The following is an 18,508-nucleotide window of genomic DNA, read 5'->3' as shown; positions in this document are numbered from 1 at the left end:
ACGCGGATCCTCGATCACAGAAAAATGGTCGAGCAGCGCGCCAAGACGCGACGTCTCTCCACGGGCCGGGCCAGTCAGCGGCATAGCAGTCCTCCAAATCAGGGTGATTCAGAGAATCACGACACGAGCAAGCCGTAAACCGCGTTAACCCGAGTTCGGGGCCCTGGGAGCTGGGGCGGGCTCATTGTCTTTGTGGGGAGGCTCGACTATCCTTGAGGCACAAGGAGATATCAGCCATGGCCCATATCGAGAAACTCAGTGTCGATCTGCCCCATGACATGGTGGACATGGTGCAGCAGGCTGTCGATACCGGAGAGTATGCGTCCGCCGGTGACGTGATGCAGGACGCGTTGCGCGAATGGACACTGCGTCGCACGCAGCGCGCACGCGCGATCAGCGATTTGCGCCGCCTGTGGGACGAGGGTATGGCGAGCGGACCGCCCGTAGACGGTGAGGAGTCATTTGCACGCCTGCACGCAGCACTTGATGCCCATCTTAATTCGTCGGGAGCGTGATGAGCTTCCGGCTGCGACGAGCGGCTGAAGAAGATGTGGCTGCCATCACAGTGATGATTGCTGAGAACAACCCGATTGCTGCGAGGCGTTGGCTCAACGCAATATTCAGTTGTTGTCGCGATCTTGGTGACATGCCGGGGATGGGATCCGCGCGGCCCGAGGTTCATCCTGATCTACGGCTGTATCCAGTGGGAAACTATCTCATACTCTATCGCAAGGCAGAGTTTGGCGCGGATATCATGCGCGTCATACATGGGGCGCGCCATTGGCAGGACTTGCTCTGACGTGCCTGTTGTGGGGCCCGGCCCGGACGGCCGGGGGCGTCGGCGTCGACGCCCCCTGATGCCGGCTCAGGCGAGCCTGCCGGCCAATGCGTCGTCGATCAGGCGGATGGTTTCGGCGCGGCCATAGAGCTGGATGAACGATCCCATGCGCGGCCCCTGTTCCTGGCCGAGCAGAACCTCGTAGAGCAGCTTGAACCAGGCGCGCAGATTGTCGAAGCCGTGCAGCTTGCCGACTTCATAGACCTCGTCCTGGATCGCCTCGGCGGTGGTGTTGGCGGGCATCTCGGCCAGCTTGGTCGCGAGCGCCCGGATGGCCGCGGTCTCGGCGGCATCCGGCTGCTTATAGGTCTTCTGCGGCTTTACGAAGTCCTGATAATAGTTCACCGCATAGCCGACCAGCAGGTCCAGACCGGGCTGGGTTTCGGGGGTCGCATCCGGGGCATAGCGGGTGATGAAGCCCCACAGAACCGCCTTGTCCTCGGCATTGCAGGCGCTGGCCAGATTGAGCAGCATCGAGAAGCCGACGGGAGGCTCGCCCTGGGGCGGGTTGCCGCCATGGATGTGCCAGGCCGGATTCTCCAGCGTCTTGGCCGGTTCCTCCGCCGCGTGATAGCTGCGCAGATGGGCGAAATAATCGTCGACGGCGCGCGGGATCACGTCGAAATACAGCCGCTTGGCCCGGCGGGGCTGCTGGAACATGAACAGCGACAGGCTTTCCGGCGAGCCATAGCGCAGCCAGTCTTCAATGCTGAGCCCGTTGCCCTTCGACTTGGAAATCTTCTGGCCATCGGCATCCAGGAACAGCTCATAGGCGAAACCGTTCGGCTGTCGGCCGCCCAGGATACGGGCGATCTTGCCCGACAACTCGGCCGACGGGATCAGATCCTTGCCATACATTTCATAATCGACGTCGAGCGCCACCCAGCGCATCGCCCAGTCGGCCTTCCATTGCAGCTTGGCGCGGCCGCCGGTGACCGGCTGCTCCACCCGGCTGCCATCTTCATCATCGAAGACGATGGTGCCGGCGGCGGCGTCATAGGACAGGATCGGCACCTGCAACACCCGGCCGGTCGAGGGGCTGACCGGCAGGATCGGGCTGTAGGTCTTCTGGCGCTCGGCGCCAAGCGTCGGCAGCATGACCGCCATGATCGCATCATAGCGTTCCAGCACCCGGATGAGGGCGGCATCGAAATCGCCGGCACGATAGCAGTCGGTGGCCGATCGGAAGTCGTAGTCGAAGCCGAAATCATCCAGGAAGGCACGCAGCCGGGCATTGTTATGGGCGCCGAAGCTGTCATGGGTGCCGAAGGGGTCGGGCACGGCGGTCAGCGGCCGGCCCAGCGCCTGACGGATCATGTCCTGATTGGGGACGTTGTCCGGCACCTTGCGCAGACCGTCCATGTCGTCGGAAAACGCCACCAGCCGGGTCGGCATGCCGGTCAGCGCCTCGAACGCCCGGCGCACCATGGTGGTGCGGGCAACCTCGCCGAAGGTGCCGATATGCGGCAGGCCCGACGGGCCATAGCCGGTCTCGAACAGGACATAGCCTTTGTCGGGCAGGCGTCCATCCAGCCGGCGTGCCAGATCCTGTGCTTCCTTGAACGGCCAGGCCTTTGCCTCGGCCGCGAGCCGGCGATCGACGGTCATGATCGGAGTTGTTCCCGCATCGTGTTGAAAAAACGAACGCCTTGCCCATCTACGGCCGGGCGCGCTGCTGCGGCGACTGTATGCGCAGCCACGGCCCCGGGTCAATTGACCGCATCTCATGTGAGGGCAGCCCCCGGTGCAGGGCCGCTAAGCGCCGCGGGCTGGCCCCGGCGGCGGCAAGCCCGTATAACCGTGGGGCGCGCCGCCGCCTGCGTACCCGTCCTGTTCCTGATACCCGTCCTGTTCCTGGCCCGCTTCCACAATCCGGATCCCGATGCCCGCAGATGAAGCCGACGCCGTCCGGGGTCTCGATCCCGCCCGCACCGACCCGCTGAACGCCCCGGTTCTGGTGGCGCGGCGCGGGCGTGGCCATTGGAGCGCCCGGCCCGGCGACGCACCGCGTGTGCTGTCGCCGGCGCAGGTGGCCGGGGCCTGGCACGGCCGCGCGCCGCTGGTGGTGCACAGGCCCGCCACCGCCCGGCGGCTGGGGCTGGACCCGGCGCATCTGAACGCCTTCGACCTGCTGGAACTGTTCGCCTTCATCAACCCGGCCGAAACCCCGCCGCCCACCGCGCGCGGGTTGGCGGCGGCGCTGGATGTTGAGGCGCCGGGGACCGACGCGGCATCGGAAATCGCCTGCATCCGGGCGATCGCCCGGCGGCTGATCAAGGTGGCGTCGATCAAGCTGCGGTTGCCGGAACCGGCCGCCCTGCTGCATGACGCGGCCCAGGCCGGCTGGATCTGGGGGCCACCGCTGATCGCCGCCAGCGGCGCCGTGCCGCCGGCCGACAGTTGGGGCATGCGGGTCTGGGGCCGGTTGCCGGAATGGCAGGAACAGCCGCCGGAAGGCCGGCCGACCCAGCTTGGCGTGCTGCCGGAAGAAGCCGTGCAGCGGCTGGAGCGCCTGACCGGCACCGGCGCCGAGCCCCGGCCGGAACAGCGGCGCTATGCCATGCATGCCAGCCTGGCCTTCGCCGCCCGCCACGAGGGCGAGGGGCCGGCGGTGGTGCTGGCGGAAGCCGGCACCGGCACCGGCAAGACGCTGGGCTATATCGCGCCGGCCAGCCTGTGGGCCGAACGCAATGGCGGCACGGTCTGGATCAGCACCTATACCAAGAACCTGCAGAAACAGATCGATGACGAGCTGGACCGGCTGTATCCGGATCTGGACGAGAAGACCCGCCGGGTGGTGGTGCGCAAGGGCCGCGAGAATTATCTGTGCCTGCTGAATTATCAGGACGCGGTGCGGCGCAGCGATGCCACAGGCCCCGACCGGGTGGGGCTGGCGCTGATGGCGCGCTGGGTGGGCGCCACCCGCGATGGCGCCCTGTATGGCGGCGATTTTCCGGGCTGGCTGGCCGAGCTGATCGGCCGGCGCGCGACCCTCGACCTCACCGACCATCGCGGCGAGTGCATCTATTCGGCCTGCGAGCATTACCGCCGCTGCTTCATCGAGCGCGCCCAGCGCCGGTCGAGGCGGGCGCGGGTGGTGGTGGCCAATCATGCCCTGGTGATGGTGCAGGCGGCAGCCGGTGGCGACGACCCCTTCGGCCCCGACCGTTTCGTGTTCGATGAAGGCCACCACCTGTTCGATGCCGCCGACAGCGCCTTCGCGGTGGATCTGTCGGGGCGTGAGGGCGAGGAACTGCGCCGCTGGATCGCCGGGCGCGAAGGCCAGCGCCGCAGCCGCGCGCGCGGCCTGCGCGACCGGGTGGGCGATCTGGTCGCCGGCCGCCCCGCCGCCGAGGAGGCGCTGGCCGAGGCGATGCGCGCCGCCCGGGCCCTGCCGGCCGAAGGCTGGCGCCAGCGCCTGGATGACGGCCAGCCCGACGGCCCGTTCGAGGTGTTTCTGGCGCGGGCGCGCGGCGCCGTGCTGGCGCGCTCACCGGCCGGCGCCGATGCCCCTTATGGGCTGGAGGCGCCGGTGGCCCCGCCCGGCCCCGAACTGATCGCCGCCGCCGCCGATCTGGAAGCGGCGCTGCGTCTGCTGGAAGTGCCGCTGGGCCGGCTGGCCGAAACCCTGGCCGGGCTGCTGGATGACGAGGCCGACACGCTGGAGCCGGGCGACCGGGCGCGGATCGACGCCACCGCGCGTGCGATCAGCCGCCGGGCGGCGGGGCTGGTGAAATCCTGGCGCGAGATGCTGGCGGTGGTCGAGGATGGCCCGCCGGCGCATCATGTCGACTGGCTGGCGATCGACCGGGCGTTCGGCCGCGATATCGACGTGGCGCTGAAACGGCGCTGGATCGACCCGATGCTGCCCTTCGCGCGCGTGTTCGGCGAACGCGCCCGGGGCCTGCTGGTGACCTCGGCCACCCTGACCGGCGGCCGCCTGCCGCAACGGCCGTCTGCCGCCGATGCCGATGCCGCCGCGGCCGCGGGGGAGCCGGTGCCCGAAGCGCCATCGAGCCGCGAGGGTCTGGTCAACCGCGACGGGCTGGCCAGCCGTGACGGTCTCGACTGGCAGACCGCCTATACCCGCGCCGGTGCCCGCCATATCGCCAGCACGCCACAGACCTTGAGCCTGCCATCGCCGTTCGATTACGGCCAGGCGGCGCTGGCCTTGGTGGTGACCGATCTCAGGCGGTCGTCGGCCGATCAGATCTCGGCCGCCTATCGCGAACTGTTCCTGGCGGCCGGTGGCGGCGCACTCGGCCTGTTCACCGCGGTGCGGCGGCTGCGGGTGGTGCATGACCGCATCGCCGGCGCGCTGGACGCGGCGGGGATCAGCCTCTATGCCCAGCATGTCGACCCGCTGGACACGGCGACCCTGGTCGACATTTTCCGCGCCGAAGAGGAAAGCTGCCTGCTTGGCACCGATGCGGTGCGCGACGGGGTGGACGTGCCCGGCCGGTCGCTGCGGCTGCTGGTGCTGGACCGGGTGCCCTGGCCGCGACCGGATATCCTGCACCGCGCCCGCCGGCTGGCCTTCGGCGGCCATCATCATGACGACGCCATCGTCCGCCTGCGGCTGCGCCAGGCATTCGGCCGGCTGATCCGGGCGCGGGACGATCATGGCGTGTTCGTGCTGCTGGATGGCGCCCTGCCGACCCGGCTGACCACGGCGTTTCCCGAAGGGGTGCGGGTGGAACGGGTGGGCATCGCCGAGGCGATCCGCCGCACACGCGGATTTCTGCATCCAGACCACGCCGGTGTGGCGCCGGATGTGGGGGATGGCACGCCCGGCGCCGGTTCAGGCCCCGCCGGCACCGGGGGCGGCTTGCCCCGCCCCGACGCTTCCGGTAACAATCGTGATCCTGGTGGCGCGTGATGCTGCATCATCCCGCGATATCCCACCTGTCGACGTTCCCGCCCATACATGGTTGACGATAAATGGCTGCCCATCATTCTGCCCTGATCCACACCATGGTCCTGATCTCCGCGGCCGACCGCGAGATGACCGACCTTGAACTGAAGACCATCGGCGACACGGTGCGGGGGTTGCCGGTGTTCCGCGACTTCGATCCGGCGACGCTTCCCGACATTGCCAGCGAGTGCGTGGGCATGCTTCAGGGCGAGGACGGCCTCGATGCCGTGCTCGACCATGTCGCGGCCGACCTGCCGACGAAGCTTCACGAGACCGCCTATGCGCTGGCCTGCGAGGTGGCGGCATCCAACGGCTCGGTCAGTCAGGAGGTGCTGCGGCTGCTGGAAATCCTGCGCCATCACCTGAATGTCGACCGCCTGCTGGCGGCCGCGATCGAGCGCGGCGTGCGCGCCCGTTACGCGCATCTCTGACCGGCCGATGTCGAAGATCACGCCCGTGTCGATTGCACAGCCCCCGGTCGTGCCGGTGGCGACGCGGACGGCGGCGCCCCGGCGCCGTCGCGGCCGGGCGGCGGAGCGCGCGGCCCTGGCGGCGCTGGCGGCGGAAGCGGGCCTTGCCCGCGAGGCGGCGATGCCGGCACTGGTGGTGGGCATCGACGAGGTCGGGCGCGGGCCCCTGGCCGGGCCGGTGGTGGCCGCGGCGGTGATCCTGGATCCGGCACATCCGGTCGAGGGGCTGGGCGACAGCAAGACCTTGAGCCGCAAGCGCCGCGAGGCCCTGTATCCGCTGATCATGGCCCGGGCGCGGGTCGGTATCGGCGAGGCATCGGTGCGCGAGATCGACCGGCTGAACATCCTGAAGGCCAGCCTGCTGGCGATGCGCCGCGCCTGGGCGGCGCTGGATATCGGCGCGGCGCCGCCCGAGCTGGCGCTGGTCGATGGCGATCACAGCCCGGAACTGCCGATCCCGACCGTGCCGGTGGTGGGCGGCGACGGCCGGTCGTCGGCGATCGGTGCCGCATCGATCGTGGCCAAGGTGACCCGCGACCGGATCATGGCCGAGCTGGACCTGATCCATCCCGGCTATGGCTGGGCGCATAATGCCGGCTATGGCACGGCCGAGCATCTGGCGGCGCTGGAACGGCTGGGCGCCACCCATCACCACCGCGTGACCTTCGCGCCGGTGGCCCGGCTGGTGCGGTCGGCGGATGATGGTCTTCCGGCCGTATCCGAACCGCTGGTCCTTGCGGGCGAGGTGGCGGCGGAATGAGCCGGCGCCGCCCGATCGCGGCCGCTTTGCCGGCCGAGCCGCTGGACCCGGCGCAGATTGCGGGCCAGGTGATCGATGGCGACTGCATCGCGGTGATGCGGCGCCTGCCGGACGCCTGCGTCGACATGGTGTTTGCCGACCCGCCCTATAACCTGCAACTGGCCGGGCCCCTGCATCGTCCGAACAACAGCCGGGTCGCGGCGGTCGAGGATGACTGGGACAAATTCGCCGATTTCGCGGCCTATGACGCCTTCACCCACGCCTGGATGGCGGAAGCCCGCCGGATATTGAAGCCGGCCGGCACGATCTGGGTGATCGGCAGCTATCACAACATCTTCCGGGTCGGCGCGGCACTTCAGGATCTGGAGTTCTGGATTCTGAACGATGTGATCTGGCGCAAGACCAACCCGATGCCGAATTTCCGCGGCCGCCGGTTCACCAACGCCCACGAGACCCTGATCTGGGCCGCACGCGATGCCCGCAGCCGTTACCGGTTCAATTACAAGGCGCTGAAGCAGTTGAATGACGGGCTTCAGATGCGCAGCGACTGGCTGCTGCCGATCTGTTCGGGACCGGAACGGCTGAAGGATGACGACGGCCGCAAGGCCCATGCGACCCAGAAGCCGCTGGCGCTGCTGTATCGGGTGCTGCAGGCGGCCAGCGCCCCCGGCGATCTGGTGCTGGACCCATTCTTCGGCACCGGCTCCACCGGCGTCGCCGCCAAGGCGCTGGGCCGGCGCTTCATCGGCATCGAGCGCGATCCGGGCCATGTGGCCCTGGCCACCAGTCGCATCGCCGCCGCGCCGGATGCAGCCGATCCCCGGCTGCTGGGCGGCGACGGGTTCGAGCGTGAGCCCCGCATCGCCTTCGGGCTGCTGGTGGAGACCGGCCTGCTGGCGGTTGGCGATGCCCTGGTCGACCGCACGGGCCGCCACCGGGTGCGGGTGCGTGCCGATGGGCTGGTCGAGGCCGGCCGGGGCCGCAGCCAGGCCATCGGATCGATCCACCAGATGGGCGTGAAGGCAAGCGGCGGCCCGTCCTGCAATGGCTGGGTGTTCTGGCACGTCCGCCGCCCCGACGGCACGTTGGAGCCGATCGACGGCCTGCGCCAGCATCTGCGCGCCGAGATCGCCCGTGGCCGCGACGCCGCGGCCGATGACCATGACGATGACGATGGCGACGACCGGATGGTCGACGAGGCAGGCGATGCCGATCTGACGACATACCCGGAGCAGCCGGTATCCTGACCCGGTCATGCGCCGCCGGGGTGGCGTCTGTCATCGGGGGCAGGCATAATCCCGTGGTTTTTATCGTGCTGCGGCACGCAATCCGAGCCCCCGCGCATGGCGCGGGGGCCGGCGACCGGAAGCCCCGCTGCGATGCATCGCATTGAACTCGGCCTCAAATTCGCCATCGAGCCCGTTGGGCTCAAAAGCCTGCGGCAGCACCCGACGCTGAAAAATCTGCGGCTGGCCAAGCCGGTGACGCGGCCGTTGAAGACGGTCTATTTCGATACCCCCGATCATCATCTGCATGATCAAGGCATCATCGTGAAGGTGAGCAGCGCCGGGCGCCGCCATCTGCAATCGGTGAAATGCGCGGGTGCCGGGCCGGCCGGATCGGCGCTGATGGTCCGCGATGCCTTCGAGGATGCAATCGCCGACGATCGCCCCGATCTGCGGCTGCTGACCGGTACGCCGCTCGGCGCGTTGAGCGCCGATCCCGATCTGGCCGCCGGTTTGGGGCCCATCTTCCTGTCGGATATCCGCCGCAGCAGCTATCGGCTGGGGGAACCCGGCTGGGCGGTGGAACTGGTGCTGGATGAAGGCGTCATCGCCGACGTGACCAACCCGGAACGTCATCTGCCGGTGACCGAGATCGAGCTGCGCATGCTGGAAGGCACGCCCGACCGGTTGTATCTGGTGGCGCTGTCGTTTCTGGACCGGGTGCGGCTGAAGCCGATGCTGCCACCGAAATCGGCCCGTGGCTTCGCCCTGATCGCGGCCGGCGCCGGCGATGGCGACGGCACGGTGGAGCCCGCGATCGAGAAGGCGGCGACGGTGGCACTCGCCGGTGACATGACGGCGGCCGAGGGCTTCCGCTGCATCGCCCGTGCCTGCCTGGGCCAGCTTGCGGCGAACGAGGCGGCGGTGCGCGCCGGCCGGCCCGAGGGGCTGCATCAGATGCGGGTGGCGGTGCGGCGGCTGAAATCGGCCCTGAGCACCTTCCGCGACATCTTTCCCGCCGCCCGCGACACCACGATCGCCGATCCGCTGGCGGCCGGCTGCGACCCGGTTCTGTTGACACCGGCCGATATCAAAACCGCGCTCGGCTGGCTGATGGACATTCTGGGCCCGGCACGCGATGCCGATGTGTTCGTCGACGAAACCCTGGCCGGGGCTGAGAAACTGCTGGGCGCCGAGCCGCTGGCGGATTTGCGCGCCGCGGTGGAAGACGACCGGCGCGCGGCCTGGGCCGCCGTGGCCATGGGGCTGGACGATCCGCGCTTCGCCCGCCTGCCGCTGGTGCTGGGGGCCTGGATCGAAGCCGGCCACTGGCTGGCAGAAGCCGGCGTGCCGGCCATGCCGTTCGGCGGCATCGTGGCACATCAGCAGGCCGATACCGATACCGGTGCCGCCGAGGGCCCGGAGGGCGATGGTCAGCCCGTTGACACGGCATCGCAGCCGGGCGCGCAGCCGCTGGGGGATTTCGCGGTGGCGGTGCTGGACAAGCGGCTGAAGAAGGTGCGGCACAAGGGCCGCGGCCTGGGACATCTGGAGCCCGATGCGCGCCATGAGGTGCGCATCCAGGTGAAGAAGCTGCGCTATGCCTGCGAGTTCTTCGAAAGCCTGGCCGACAAACGCAAGCAGGCAACCACCTTTGCCAAAAAGCTGAAGGCCCTGCAGGACGGTCTGGGGGCGCTGAACGACATCGCTGTCGCGCGCGATCGTCTGGATGCGCTGGCGACCCGTCCGGGGCTCGGCTATCCGGCGGGCATGATCGCCGGTGCCCATGCGGCGGCGGCGGCCGACGAACTGGCCGATGCGGTGGCGGCGTGGAAAAGCTTCCACAAGACCGCCGAACCGTTCTGGTCCTGACGCAACGACACCTGACGCAACGATACCTGACGCAACGACTGTGGGGCCCCCGCCATGTCATCTGCCATCGATCCGCGCTGGCGCGATGTCGATCTGTGGTTCGCCGACCGGCTGCTGCCTCCCGATCCGGCGGGTGGCGCGGCGTTGGCCGCCAATCAGGCGGCCGGGCTGCCGGCCCATGACGTCTCGCCGCTTCAGGCGCGCATGCTGGCGCTGATCGCCCGCATGCTGGGCGCGCGGCGGGTGCTGGAAATCGGCACGCTGGGCGGCTACAGCACCATGCATCTGGCCCGCGCCCTGCCCGAGGACGGGCAGGTGGTGACCCTGGAGGCCGATCCGCATCATGCAGGCGTGGCGGCGGCCAATCTGGACCGGGCCGGGCTGGCGGCACGGGTCGATTTGCGGGTCGGCCGCGCGGTCGACAGCCTGCCCGAACTGGCTGAGGCCGTGGCGGCGGGTGTGGCCGCGCCGTTCGATCTGGTGTTCATCGATGCCGACAAGCCGTCGAACCCGGTCTATCTGGACTGGACGCTGACACTGGTGCGGCCGGGGGCGGTGATCATCGCCGACAATGTGGTGCGCGACGGCCGGGTGACCGATGCTGATGGCGATGCCTCGGTCCAGGGGGTGCGGGCCTTCACCGACAAGGTCGCGGCCGATCCGCGCCTGACGGCGACGGTGCTGCAGACCGTGGGCATGAAGGGGTATGACGGCTTCATGATGATCCTGGTCGACACCGCGCCGGCGGCGCCCTGACGCCGGTTCAGGCCTCTGCCGGCAACCACAGCGTGAAGCGGCTGCCGCCGGTGCCGCTGCGGTCCAGACGGACATCGCCGCCATGGGCGCGGGCCAGATCGCGGGCGATGGCAAGGCCAAGGCCGGTGCCGCCGGGCTTGGTCGATCCGGTGAAGGCTTCGAACAGATGCGCCGCCGCCTTCGGCGCCAGACCGGGGCCGGTGTCGTCGACATGGATGGCGATGCCGTTGTCATGGCGGGCCGCCGACAGGGTCAGGCGGTGGCCGCCATCGGGCGGCGGGCTCGCCTGCATGGCCTCAAGCGCGTTGCGCACCAGATTGGCCAGAATGCGATAGATCAGATCGTGATCGGCGGTGGCGATCAGTCCTGAGGTCAGGGCATTGACCCGGGCGGCCGGGCCGCCATCCACCACCGGCACCAGCGGATCGGCGATGCCCTGGGCGGGGTCGGCTTCGACCGTTGCCAGCACCTCGGCCGCCACCTGTGCCAGATCGAGCGGCGCGCGCACCGGCGCCGGGGTTTCGGTGGTGGCGAAGCCCAGCGACCGGCCGCACAGCGCGATCGCGCGTTCCAGCGCCGCGATCATCGGCGGCAGCAGCCGGCGGACGGCGGGGCTGGCCTCGCGCTCGATGCGATCGGCATTGAGCAGGGCGGTGGAGAGCAGGTTGCGCAGGTCGTGGTTCAGCTTGGCGACGGCAGCACCCAGCCCCGCCAGCCGGGTTTTCTGGTCCAGCGCCCGGCGCACGCTTTGCTGCATCATCGCCAGTTCGCGCTGAACGATGCCGATCTCGTCGGCCCGCCGGGTGGTGGGGATGACCCGGCCGGCATCCTCGGGCGCCTCGCGGAAGGCCATCACGGCGGCGGCCATCTGGCGCATCGGCCGCACCATCATCCGTTCGATCGCGGCATAAAGCAGGGCGGCGACGATTGCCGAGAGCACGATGGTCAGGGTCAGGATGCGGATCGAATAGGCCCGCATCTCGTCGCGCAGGTCACGTTCCTGAAACAGCACGTCGACCAGCATCTCCGGCGCCATCGGTGCCGGCCCCAGCACCCGGATCAGCCGCGGTTCCGATTTCAGCAGGCAGTCGACCGCGTCGCGGATCAGGGTATAGGGGGTCTGGTCGCGCAGATCGACGGTCATCGCCGCCGGCGCCGTCTCACCCAGCATCAGCACCGGGCCGCCCGGCCGGGTGAGGGTGACCGACACCACCATGCCATTGGCCAGCAGGGTCTTCTCCAGCCCCGGCGTCACCGCCATGTTGCGGTCTTCCAGCGCCAGGCTCGCCAGATGCGCCGATGCCAGCCGCGTTTCCAGGAACACCAGCCGATAGCGGGCGATCGAGGGCAGATAGATCAGCACCTCGCCCAGCACCACGAAGGCGATGGTCAGCAGCAGCAGCCGTCCCGACAGGCTGTCTGCCAGCGGCAGCCGGCGCCGCGGCGCGCGGCCACGGGCGGCGGCGGCCGGAGTGCGCGCCGGAAACAGCCGACTGACAAGGCGGTGGATCATGGGCCGCCCCCCGTTCACGGCAGGTGCCGCAGCAGCCGGACCAGCCGCCGGATGCGCGGGCCGAACAGCCGCGCGGTGAAATGGCTGCCGGCTGCCCGTTTCGAGGCTTCGCCCCTGGTCGGATAGGCGGCGATCAGCCCGGCGACGGCGCCGATCTTCAACCGGCTGCGGATGGCCAGTTCCCACATCCCCAGCAACTCGCCGGCATGGATGCCGGCGATACCGGCGCCAAGGATGCGGCCATGCCGGCCGACCAGCACCTTCACCATGCCCTCGGTCCGGCCGTCGGTGCGGGCGCGGTCGTTCTCGGCGAATGGCCAGCGCAGCACCGTGATCTGTCCGTGGCGCGCGCGGGCCTCGGCCTCGGTGGGGCCGACCCGGGCCAGTTCGGGATCGGTGAAGATCACCCGCGGGATGGCCCGGGTCTCAACGCGCGCCGGCAGGCGGAACAGGGCCCGGCGCAGCACGATGCCGGCCTGATGTGCGGCCATATGGGTGAAGCGCTGGGGCGGCGCACCGTCGACGCCGGCGGCGCAATCGCCGATCGCGAAGATCCGCCGGTTGGTGGTCTGCATCGACCGGTCGACGCGGATGCCGTCGTCATCGACCACCACCCCGGCCGCCGCCAGATCCAGGCCGTCGACCACCGGCCGGCGGCCGGTGGCGACCAGAAGCTGATCGCCGGCCACCACCCGGCTGCCGCCATCGGCCAGCGCCAGATGCAGCCGGGCACCGTCGCCGCCGGGGCCGGGTTCCGCCACCACGGCACGGGCATGGTCGATCAGCACGACACCCTCGGCCAGCAGCCGCTGGCGGATCACCTCGACCAGGTCCGGATCTTCCGTGGGCAGCAGGTCATGGGCGGTGATGAGCGTGACGGCCGATCCCAGCCGGATATGGGCCTGGGCCATCTCCACCCCCACCGGCCCGCCGCCCAGCACCAGAAGATGGGCGGGTTGCATGCGGTCGGTGAAGATGGTCTCGTTGGTATGCGCCACCACCCGGTCCAGCCCCTCGATCGGCGGCAGGGCCGGCTTCGATCCGGTGGCGATCACGAAGCGCCGGGCCCGGATGATGGTGATGGTGCCGTCAGGGGCGTGGGCCTCCACCCGGTCGCGATCGACGAACCGGGCATGGGCTGGGATGACATCGACACCCAGCCCCCGAAACCGGGCGGCGCTGTCCATCGGCGCGATCTCGGCGATCACGGCGGCGACACCATCCTTCACCGCCCGGAAATCCACCACGGGCGGTGGGCCGGACAGGCCCAGCGCCGGCCAACCTTGCGTGCCGGCCATGGCGGCGGCGCGCGCAAGCAGCGCCTTCGACGGCACGCAGCCGGTGTTCAGGCATTCGCCGCCCATGCGGCCGGCTTCGACCAGCACCACACCGGCGCCCATCTGGGCGGCGCCGGCGGCGACGGTCAGCCCGGCGGCACCGGCGCCGATCACGCAGATATCGGTCTCGATGCGGCGCGGGGCAGGACCGGTCATGGGCGTCTCCGTGCTGGATCGCTGGCTGGCGGGGCGGGGTCGCTGGATGGCAAGGTTGGGTCGCTGGATGGCGAGGCCGGGGGCGGAAGGCATGCGCGGCCCCGGCGCCACGCCCTGACATGCGACACCAAAGCCGGCAGCAGGGCAAGCACGGCAAGGCCGCTCAATCCCGCCAGGATCTCCGTCGACATCAGGTCGGACCAGGACGGCACCTGACCCGCTGCCAGAAGATCCCCCAGCCCGGCGCCGATGCTGACATAGATCAGCGCGCCCGGGGCGATGCCGATCAGTGTCGCCAACGCATAGGCCCGCCCCGACATGCCGAAGATCGCCGGCGCGATGTTGACCAGAACGAATGGAAACACCGGCATCAGCCGCAGGAACAGCAGATAGCTGAAGGCATTGCGGCGGAATCCGGCCTCCATCCGGGCCAGCCGGGCGCGCCGGTCGCCGCTGATGCGGCGTTCCAGCATCGGGCGCAGCGCGCTGCGGGCGGCCAGGAACACCGCGATCGCCCCCAGTGTCGCCGCGACGATCACCAGGCCCACGCCCGCGACAACCCCGAACATCACCCCGGCGGCCAGGCTGAACAGGGTGGCGCCGGGCAGCGAGATGGCGACCGCCACGGCATAGCCGATGCCGAAGACCAAAGCGGCCAGCAGCGGATGCCGGCCGACCAGACCGGTCAGTCGATCGTGATGATCGGCCAGCGCCTGCAGGGTCAGCGCATGGTGCAGGCCGCCGGCCAGCGCCGCCGCCAATGCCGCCACCATCACCACCAGCGGCAGCCAGCCCCGGACGGCGGCGGCCGTCCGGGGCCGGTCGGGTGGGGGGGATGGCTGCGGGCGCTGGGCCATGGGGCGGGGCGGCTTTCATTGGCGGGGCCGGTCATCACAGATGTAACGACCGGGCCATGTCACCGCCAATAAACTTGCCGTGAACGGTGCGTGTGCGTCAGCGCCGCCGGCGCACCAGCCGTGTGATCTGCTTTTCCACCTCGACGCAGGCGAACAGGGCCACGCCCGCCATGGTCGCGATGCCAAGGTCGGTCAGGTCCATGGGCACGCTGGTGAACAGCCGGTTCATCGGCGGCCACCAGGTGAACAGGGCCTGGGCGGCCAGGGTGGCGCCCACCCCCAGCAGCACGGCCGGCGTGCCCAGAATGCCGCGCAACGTCAGCGACGGCCCGGCCATATAGCGCACGGCGAACAGATAGAAGATCTCCATCGCCACCACCGCGTTGACCACCAGGGTGCGGGCGCCAGCAATGTCGTGGCCGCGTGCCAGACCGATCTGGAACACGGCAAAAGTGCCGGCCACGAACAGCAGCGACACGAAACAGATCCGCCACAGCAGAAAGCCGGTGATCAGCGGGGCATCAGGGTTTCGCGGTGGCCGACGCATCGCCGCCGGTTCGGCCGGCTCGAAGGCGAGGGTCAGGCCCAGCCCGACGGCGGTGATCATGTTGATCCACAGGATCTGCACGGCCGTCAGCGGCAGCACCGCGCCGAACAGAATGGCGGCCACGATCGCCATGCCCTCGCCGCCATTGGTGGGCAGGGTCCAGGCGATCACCTTGCGCAGATTGTCATAGACCGTCCGGCCCTCGCGGATCGCCGCCACGATCGAGGCGAAATCGTCATCGGCCAGCACCATCTGTGCCGCCTGCTTGGCGGCTTCCGTGCCCTTGTTGCCCATGGCGACGCCGACATCGGCGCGCTTCAGCGCCGGCGCGTCGTTGACGCCGTCACCGGTCATGGCGACCACGGCGCCCCGCGCCTGAAGCGCCTCGACCAGCCGCAGTTTGTGCTCGGGGCTCACCCGGGCGAAGATATGGCGCTCATGGGCCAGCCGGGTGAATTCCTCAGGCGAGGCCGCATCCAGAAGCGCGCCGGTCGCGGCCGGATGATGACCCACCATGCCCATGTCGCGGCCGATCGCCTCGGCGGTGACCGCATGGTCGCCGGTGATCATCTTGACCGAGATGCCGGCCGCGCGCGCCGCCGCCAGGGCCGCGATCGCCGCCGGGCGCGGCGGGTCGATCATGCCGATCAGACCCAGCAGCGTCAGGCCGTCGGCAACCCGCGCGGTCTCCGGCATCCGGTGGTCGGCGACCGGCCGGGCGGCGATGGCCAGCACCCGCCGGCCGCGCCGGGCCAGCGCCTCGATGCGATCCTCCCACAGCAGCCGGTCGGTCTCGTCGGCCACGCACATGGCGATCAGCACCTCGGGCGCACCCTTCACGCACAGCAGCGCCGGCGCCTCGGGTCGGCCTGCACACGCATGCAGGGTCGCCATCCAGCGGTGGCGGCTGTCGAAGGGGATCAGCCCGATCCGCGGCCAGGCCGCCCGGGCCTGATCCTGATCGACACCGGCCTTGGCCGCGAACCGCACCAGGGCCGCCTCCATCGGGTCGCCCTCCACCGTCCAGCGGCCATCGGGGGCGACGTGCAGGGTGGCGTCGTTGCACAGCAGGCCGGCGCGGGCGATGGCTGCCAGCTCTGATGCCGAGCTGTCGGGCAGCGTCGCCGCCAATCCCTCCGCTCCGTCAAACCTGTCCGCACCGTCGGATCTGTCCGGCAGGGCCTCGCCATCGGCGCCGGCCAGGGTGATGGCGCCGTCCGGCCCATAGCCGTTGCCGGTCACCGCCAGTGCCATGTCCGGCAGCACACAGTCGCGGACCGTCATCTCGTTGGCGGTGAGGGTGCCGGTCTTGTCGGAGCAGATCACCCCGATGGCCCCCAGCGTCTCCACCGCCGGCAACCGGCGGACGATCGCGCTGCGGCGTGCCATGCGCTGAACGCCGATCGCCAGCGTGATGGTCATCACCGCCGGCAACCCCTCGGGGATCGCCGAGACCGCAAGCCCGACCACGGCCATGAACGCCTCGTCGAAGGCATAGCCGCGCAGCCCCACCGCCACAGCGAACACCACGGCGGACAATGCCAGGATCATCGCCGACAGCCGCCGCCCGAAGGCCGCCATCTGGCGGACCAGCGGGGTTTCCAGGGTTTCCACCGCATCGATCATCCGGCCGATGCGGCCAAGCTCGGTGGCGCTGCCGGTCGCGACCACCAGACCGCGCGCCTGGCCGGCGGTGGTCATGGTGCCGGAATAGGCCATGCAGATCCGGTCGGCCAGGGCCGCCTCGGCGGGGGAGGGACCGGTCGACTTTGCCACCGGCACCGACTCGCCGGTCAACGCGCTTTCGTCGACATGCAGGCCCGATGCCTCGATCAGCCGCAGATCGGCCGGCACCCGGTCGCCGGCCTCGATCAGCACGATGTCGCCGGGCACCAGGGCCGCGGCATCGACCGTGGTGCGCCCGCCATCGCGCAGCACCGCCGCGCGCGGTGCGATCATGTCGCGGATCGCCGCCAGCGCCTTCTCGGCCCGGCCTTCCTGCACGAAGCCGATCGCGGCATTGATCAGCACCACGCCCAGGATCACCGCCGCATCAACGATGTGCCCCAGCGCCAGGGTGATCGCGGCGGCAACCAGCAGCACATGGATCAGAACGTCGCGGAACTGGCCGGCGATGCGGGCCGCCAGGCTGCGCCCACGCGTCGCGTCAAGCGCGTTCGGGCCGTAAGCCTCAAGCCGGATCGCGGCCTCGGCGACGCTGAGCCCGCCGGGGCCGGTACCCAGCGCCGACAGGGCGGCATCCGCCGTGGCGGCATGCCATGCGGTCATCGCATCCTGCGGTGCGGCCGGGGACGTGGGGGCGGGACGCTGATCGGTCATGATGTCGGGCCATCCTTGTCGAACCGGACGATGCGGAGAGACGACCATTGCAGATCGCAACCATAACATGATGCGGCGCAGCATCGGCTGCCTTGATCCAGGACAAGTGTGGTTGCGGGGCGGGGTCCGGTCTTGCGGATGCCGGGCCTCGCCGTCACAATCGCGGCGCGGGCCGCTTTCGCGGCAATGCCCGCACACACCGTCGGAGATCGTCATGCGCACAGGGTTCATCACAGCGATGGTCGCGGCCACCATCGTCTCCGCCTGCTCGCCCTATGATCTGGCGCCGGGCGACACCGATCTGGGCCTGAGCGACCGGTCGAGCCTGGCACGGGTCGCGTATCAGTATTATGTCGGCGATCAGCCGGCGGCGGATGGCATGGGACCGGTGGTGATGACCTTGCGGCCCGCCGATCGCGACTGCGCCGAAGCCCGGCGGTGGGCCTATCGCTATCCCGACGACCACTTCACCGCCTATGGCTATGCGATCCGCGACGGCGTCGGGCGTGCCGATGGCTGGTGCCCGCCCATGACCGCGATGCGGCCGTTGCCGCCCCCCGCCGCCCCGCCCACGGCCGAACAGGCTTTCGCGATGCGGGCAGCCGAAGCGGCCCGTGGCGATGCCCGGATTCTGGCCGAGCGTCTGTTTGAACTCGACGACCTGCGCCAGCGCGGCGTGATCGACGCCGATTATCATGCCCGGCGGCGGGCCGAGCTTCTGGAACAGCGCTGAGCATTGCGCGGCGCCGGTGCCGGCAGACACGCCGCCCCCCCGATTGCCCGATGGCAATACGATCGGCTGCCCAGGGCTCCGAATCCAGGTTAACGGAGAGGTAACCCGAGGATGGAAGCGAGGTATTTGACATCCCAGCCTGCGAGCTTGCGCCTGAGTTTCAGGCTCTTTTTGTCTGCGACCGCGCG

General features: G+C 69.9%; 14 protein-coding genes. 9 read left to right on the top strand and 5 right to left on the bottom strand.

All coding sequences use genetic code 11. The features are described from left to right. Positions 1 to 236 precede the first annotated feature (236 nt). Positions 237 to 515, top strand: coding sequence for a ribbon-helix-helix domain-containing protein (locus WG924_RS27950; protein ID WP_345936326.1), 279 nt, complete (start codon positions 237 to 239; stop codon positions 513 to 515). Next, complete coding sequence (locus tag WG924_RS27945) at positions 515 to 799, top strand: type II toxin-antitoxin system RelE/ParE family toxin (RefSeq protein ID WP_345936325.1); 285 nt, start codon at positions 515 to 517, stop codon at positions 797 to 799. The genes WG924_RS27950 and WG924_RS27945 overlap by 1 nt, the downstream gene beginning before the upstream one ends. Before the next feature lie 66 nt (positions 800 to 865). Here WG924_RS27945 and WG924_RS27940 read toward each other — a convergent pair whose 3' ends face one another. Continuing rightward, the gene (locus tag WG924_RS27940) at positions 866 to 2,446 is read right to left on the bottom strand and encodes a lysine--tRNA ligase (RefSeq protein ID WP_345936324.1); all 1,581 of its coding nucleotides are present in this window, start codon (positions 2,444 to 2,446) and stop codon (positions 866 to 868) included. Between the two features lie 274 nt (positions 2,447 to 2,720). Here WG924_RS27940 and WG924_RS27935 point away from each other — a divergent pair, with 274 nt between their 5' ends. From WG924_RS27935 to WG924_RS27910, 6 genes are all read left to right on the top strand, one after another. After that, positions 2,721 to 5,717: an ATP-dependent DNA helicase gene (locus WG924_RS27935; protein ID WP_345936323.1), complete on the top strand. Its 2,997-nt coding sequence runs from the start codon at positions 2,721 to 2,723 to the stop codon at positions 5,715 to 5,717. A gap of 95 nt (positions 5,718 to 5,812) precedes the next feature. Beyond that, a complete protein-coding gene (locus tag WG924_RS27930) occupies positions 5,813 to 6,184 on the top strand; it encodes a tellurite resistance TerB family protein (protein ID WP_229708443.1) in 372 nt (123 codons plus the stop codon). A 160-nt stretch (positions 6,185 to 6,344) separates the two neighbouring features. Further along, positions 6,345 to 6,983: a ribonuclease HII gene (gene rnhB, locus WG924_RS27925; protein ID WP_345936327.1), complete on the top strand. Its 639-nt coding sequence runs from the start codon at positions 6,345 to 6,347 to the stop codon at positions 6,981 to 6,983. Further along, on the top strand, positions 6,980 to 8,230 hold the full coding sequence (locus tag WG924_RS27920; protein WP_345936322.1) for a site-specific DNA-methyltransferase: 1,251 nt from the start codon (positions 6,980 to 6,982) through the stop codon (positions 8,228 to 8,230). The genes rnhB and WG924_RS27920 overlap by 4 nt, the downstream gene beginning before the upstream one ends. A 132-nt stretch (positions 8,231 to 8,362) precedes the next feature. After that, entirely contained in the window at positions 8,363 to 10,081 is a 1,719-nt protein-coding gene (locus tag WG924_RS27915; protein WP_345936321.1) for a CYTH and CHAD domain-containing protein, read from the top strand. Positions 10,082 to 10,135: 54 nt separating this feature from the next. Further along, on the top strand, positions 10,136 to 10,837 hold the full coding sequence (locus WG924_RS27910; protein ID WP_345936320.1) for an O-methyltransferase: 702 nt from the start codon (positions 10,136 to 10,138) through the stop codon (positions 10,835 to 10,837). 7 nt (positions 10,838 to 10,844) lie between these two features. Here WG924_RS27910 and WG924_RS27905 read toward each other — a convergent pair whose 3' ends face one another. From WG924_RS27905 to WG924_RS27890, 4 genes are all read right to left on the bottom strand, one after another. Next, complete coding sequence (locus WG924_RS27905) at positions 10,845 to 12,350, bottom strand: sensor histidine kinase (RefSeq protein ID WP_345936319.1); 1,506 nt, start codon at positions 12,348 to 12,350, stop codon at positions 10,845 to 10,847. A 14-nt stretch (positions 12,351 to 12,364) separates the two neighbouring features. Next, on the bottom strand, positions 12,365 to 13,843 hold the full coding sequence (locus WG924_RS27900; RefSeq protein ID WP_345936318.1) for a dihydrolipoyl dehydrogenase family protein: 1,479 nt from the start codon (positions 13,841 to 13,843) through the stop codon (positions 12,365 to 12,367). Further along, positions 13,840 to 14,700, bottom strand: coding sequence for a TVP38/TMEM64 family protein (locus WG924_RS27895; RefSeq protein ID WP_345936317.1), 861 nt, complete (start codon positions 14,698 to 14,700; stop codon positions 13,840 to 13,842). The genes WG924_RS27900 and WG924_RS27895 overlap by 4 nt, the downstream gene beginning before the upstream one ends. A 97-nt stretch (positions 14,701 to 14,797) precedes the next feature. Next, positions 14,798 to 17,587: an HAD-IC family P-type ATPase gene (locus WG924_RS27890; protein WP_345936316.1), complete on the bottom strand. Its 2,790-nt coding sequence runs from the start codon at positions 17,585 to 17,587 to the stop codon at positions 14,798 to 14,800. A gap of 214 nt (positions 17,588 to 17,801) precedes the next feature. Between WG924_RS27890 and WG924_RS27885 the strand changes: the two genes are divergently transcribed. Then, entirely contained in the window at positions 17,802 to 18,320 is a 519-nt protein-coding gene (locus tag WG924_RS27885; RefSeq protein ID WP_345936315.1) for a hypothetical protein, read from the top strand. Positions 18,321 to 18,508: the final 188 nt, after the last annotated feature.

The sequence above is a fragment of the Tistrella arctica genome, from assembly GCF_039630945.1.
Lineage (GTDB): Bacteria > Pseudomonadota > Alphaproteobacteria > Tistrellales > Tistrellaceae > Tistrella > Tistrella bauzanensis.
Note: the sequence above shows the minus strand (reverse complement) of the source record. Positions and strands in the feature narration are given on the sequence as shown.

Bases quoted from the DNA above. Each gene is read 5' to 3' on its own strand.
- WG924_RS27930 (WP_229708443.1), top strand. From the start codon at position 5,813: ATGGTCCTGATCTCCGCGGCCGACCGCGAGATGACCGACCTTGAACTG.
- WG924_RS27900 (WP_345936318.1), bottom strand. From the start codon at position 13,843: ATGACCGGTCCTGCCCCGCGCCGCATCGAGACCGATATCTGCGTGATC.
- WG924_RS27885 (WP_345936315.1), top strand. From the start codon at position 17,802: ATGCGCACAGGGTTCATCACAGCGATGGTCGCGGCCACCATCGTCTCC.
- WG924_RS27915 (WP_345936321.1), top strand. From the start codon at position 8,363: ATGCATCGCATTGAACTCGGCCTCAAATTCGCCATCGAGCCCGTTGGG.
- WG924_RS27890 (WP_345936316.1), bottom strand. From the start codon at position 17,587: ATGACCGATCAGCGTCCCGCCCCCACGTCCCCGGCCGCACCGCAGGAT.
- WG924_RS27895 (WP_345936317.1), bottom strand. From the start codon at position 14,700: ATGGCCCAGCGCCCGCAGCCATCCCCCCCACCCGACCGGCCCCGGACG.
- WG924_RS27920 (WP_345936322.1), top strand. From the start codon at position 6,980: ATGAGCCGGCGCCGCCCGATCGCGGCCGCTTTGCCGGCCGAGCCGCTG.
- WG924_RS27935 (WP_345936323.1), top strand. From the start codon at position 2,721: ATGCCCGCAGATGAAGCCGACGCCGTCCGGGGTCTCGATCCCGCCCGC.
- WG924_RS27910 (WP_345936320.1), top strand. From the start codon at position 10,136: ATGTCATCTGCCATCGATCCGCGCTGGCGCGATGTCGATCTGTGGTTC.
- WG924_RS27905 (WP_345936319.1), bottom strand. From the start codon at position 12,350: ATGATCCACCGCCTTGTCAGTCGGCTGTTTCCGGCGCGCACTCCGGCC.
- rnhB (WP_345936327.1), top strand. From the start codon at position 6,345: ATGCCGGCACTGGTGGTGGGCATCGACGAGGTCGGGCGCGGGCCCCTG.
- WG924_RS27940 (WP_345936324.1), bottom strand. From the start codon at position 2,446: ATGACCGTCGATCGCCGGCTCGCGGCCGAGGCAAAGGCCTGGCCGTTC.
- WG924_RS27950 (WP_345936326.1), top strand. From the start codon at position 237: ATGGCCCATATCGAGAAACTCAGTGTCGATCTGCCCCATGACATGGTG.
- WG924_RS27945 (WP_345936325.1), top strand. From the start codon at position 515: ATGAGCTTCCGGCTGCGACGAGCGGCTGAAGAAGATGTGGCTGCCATC.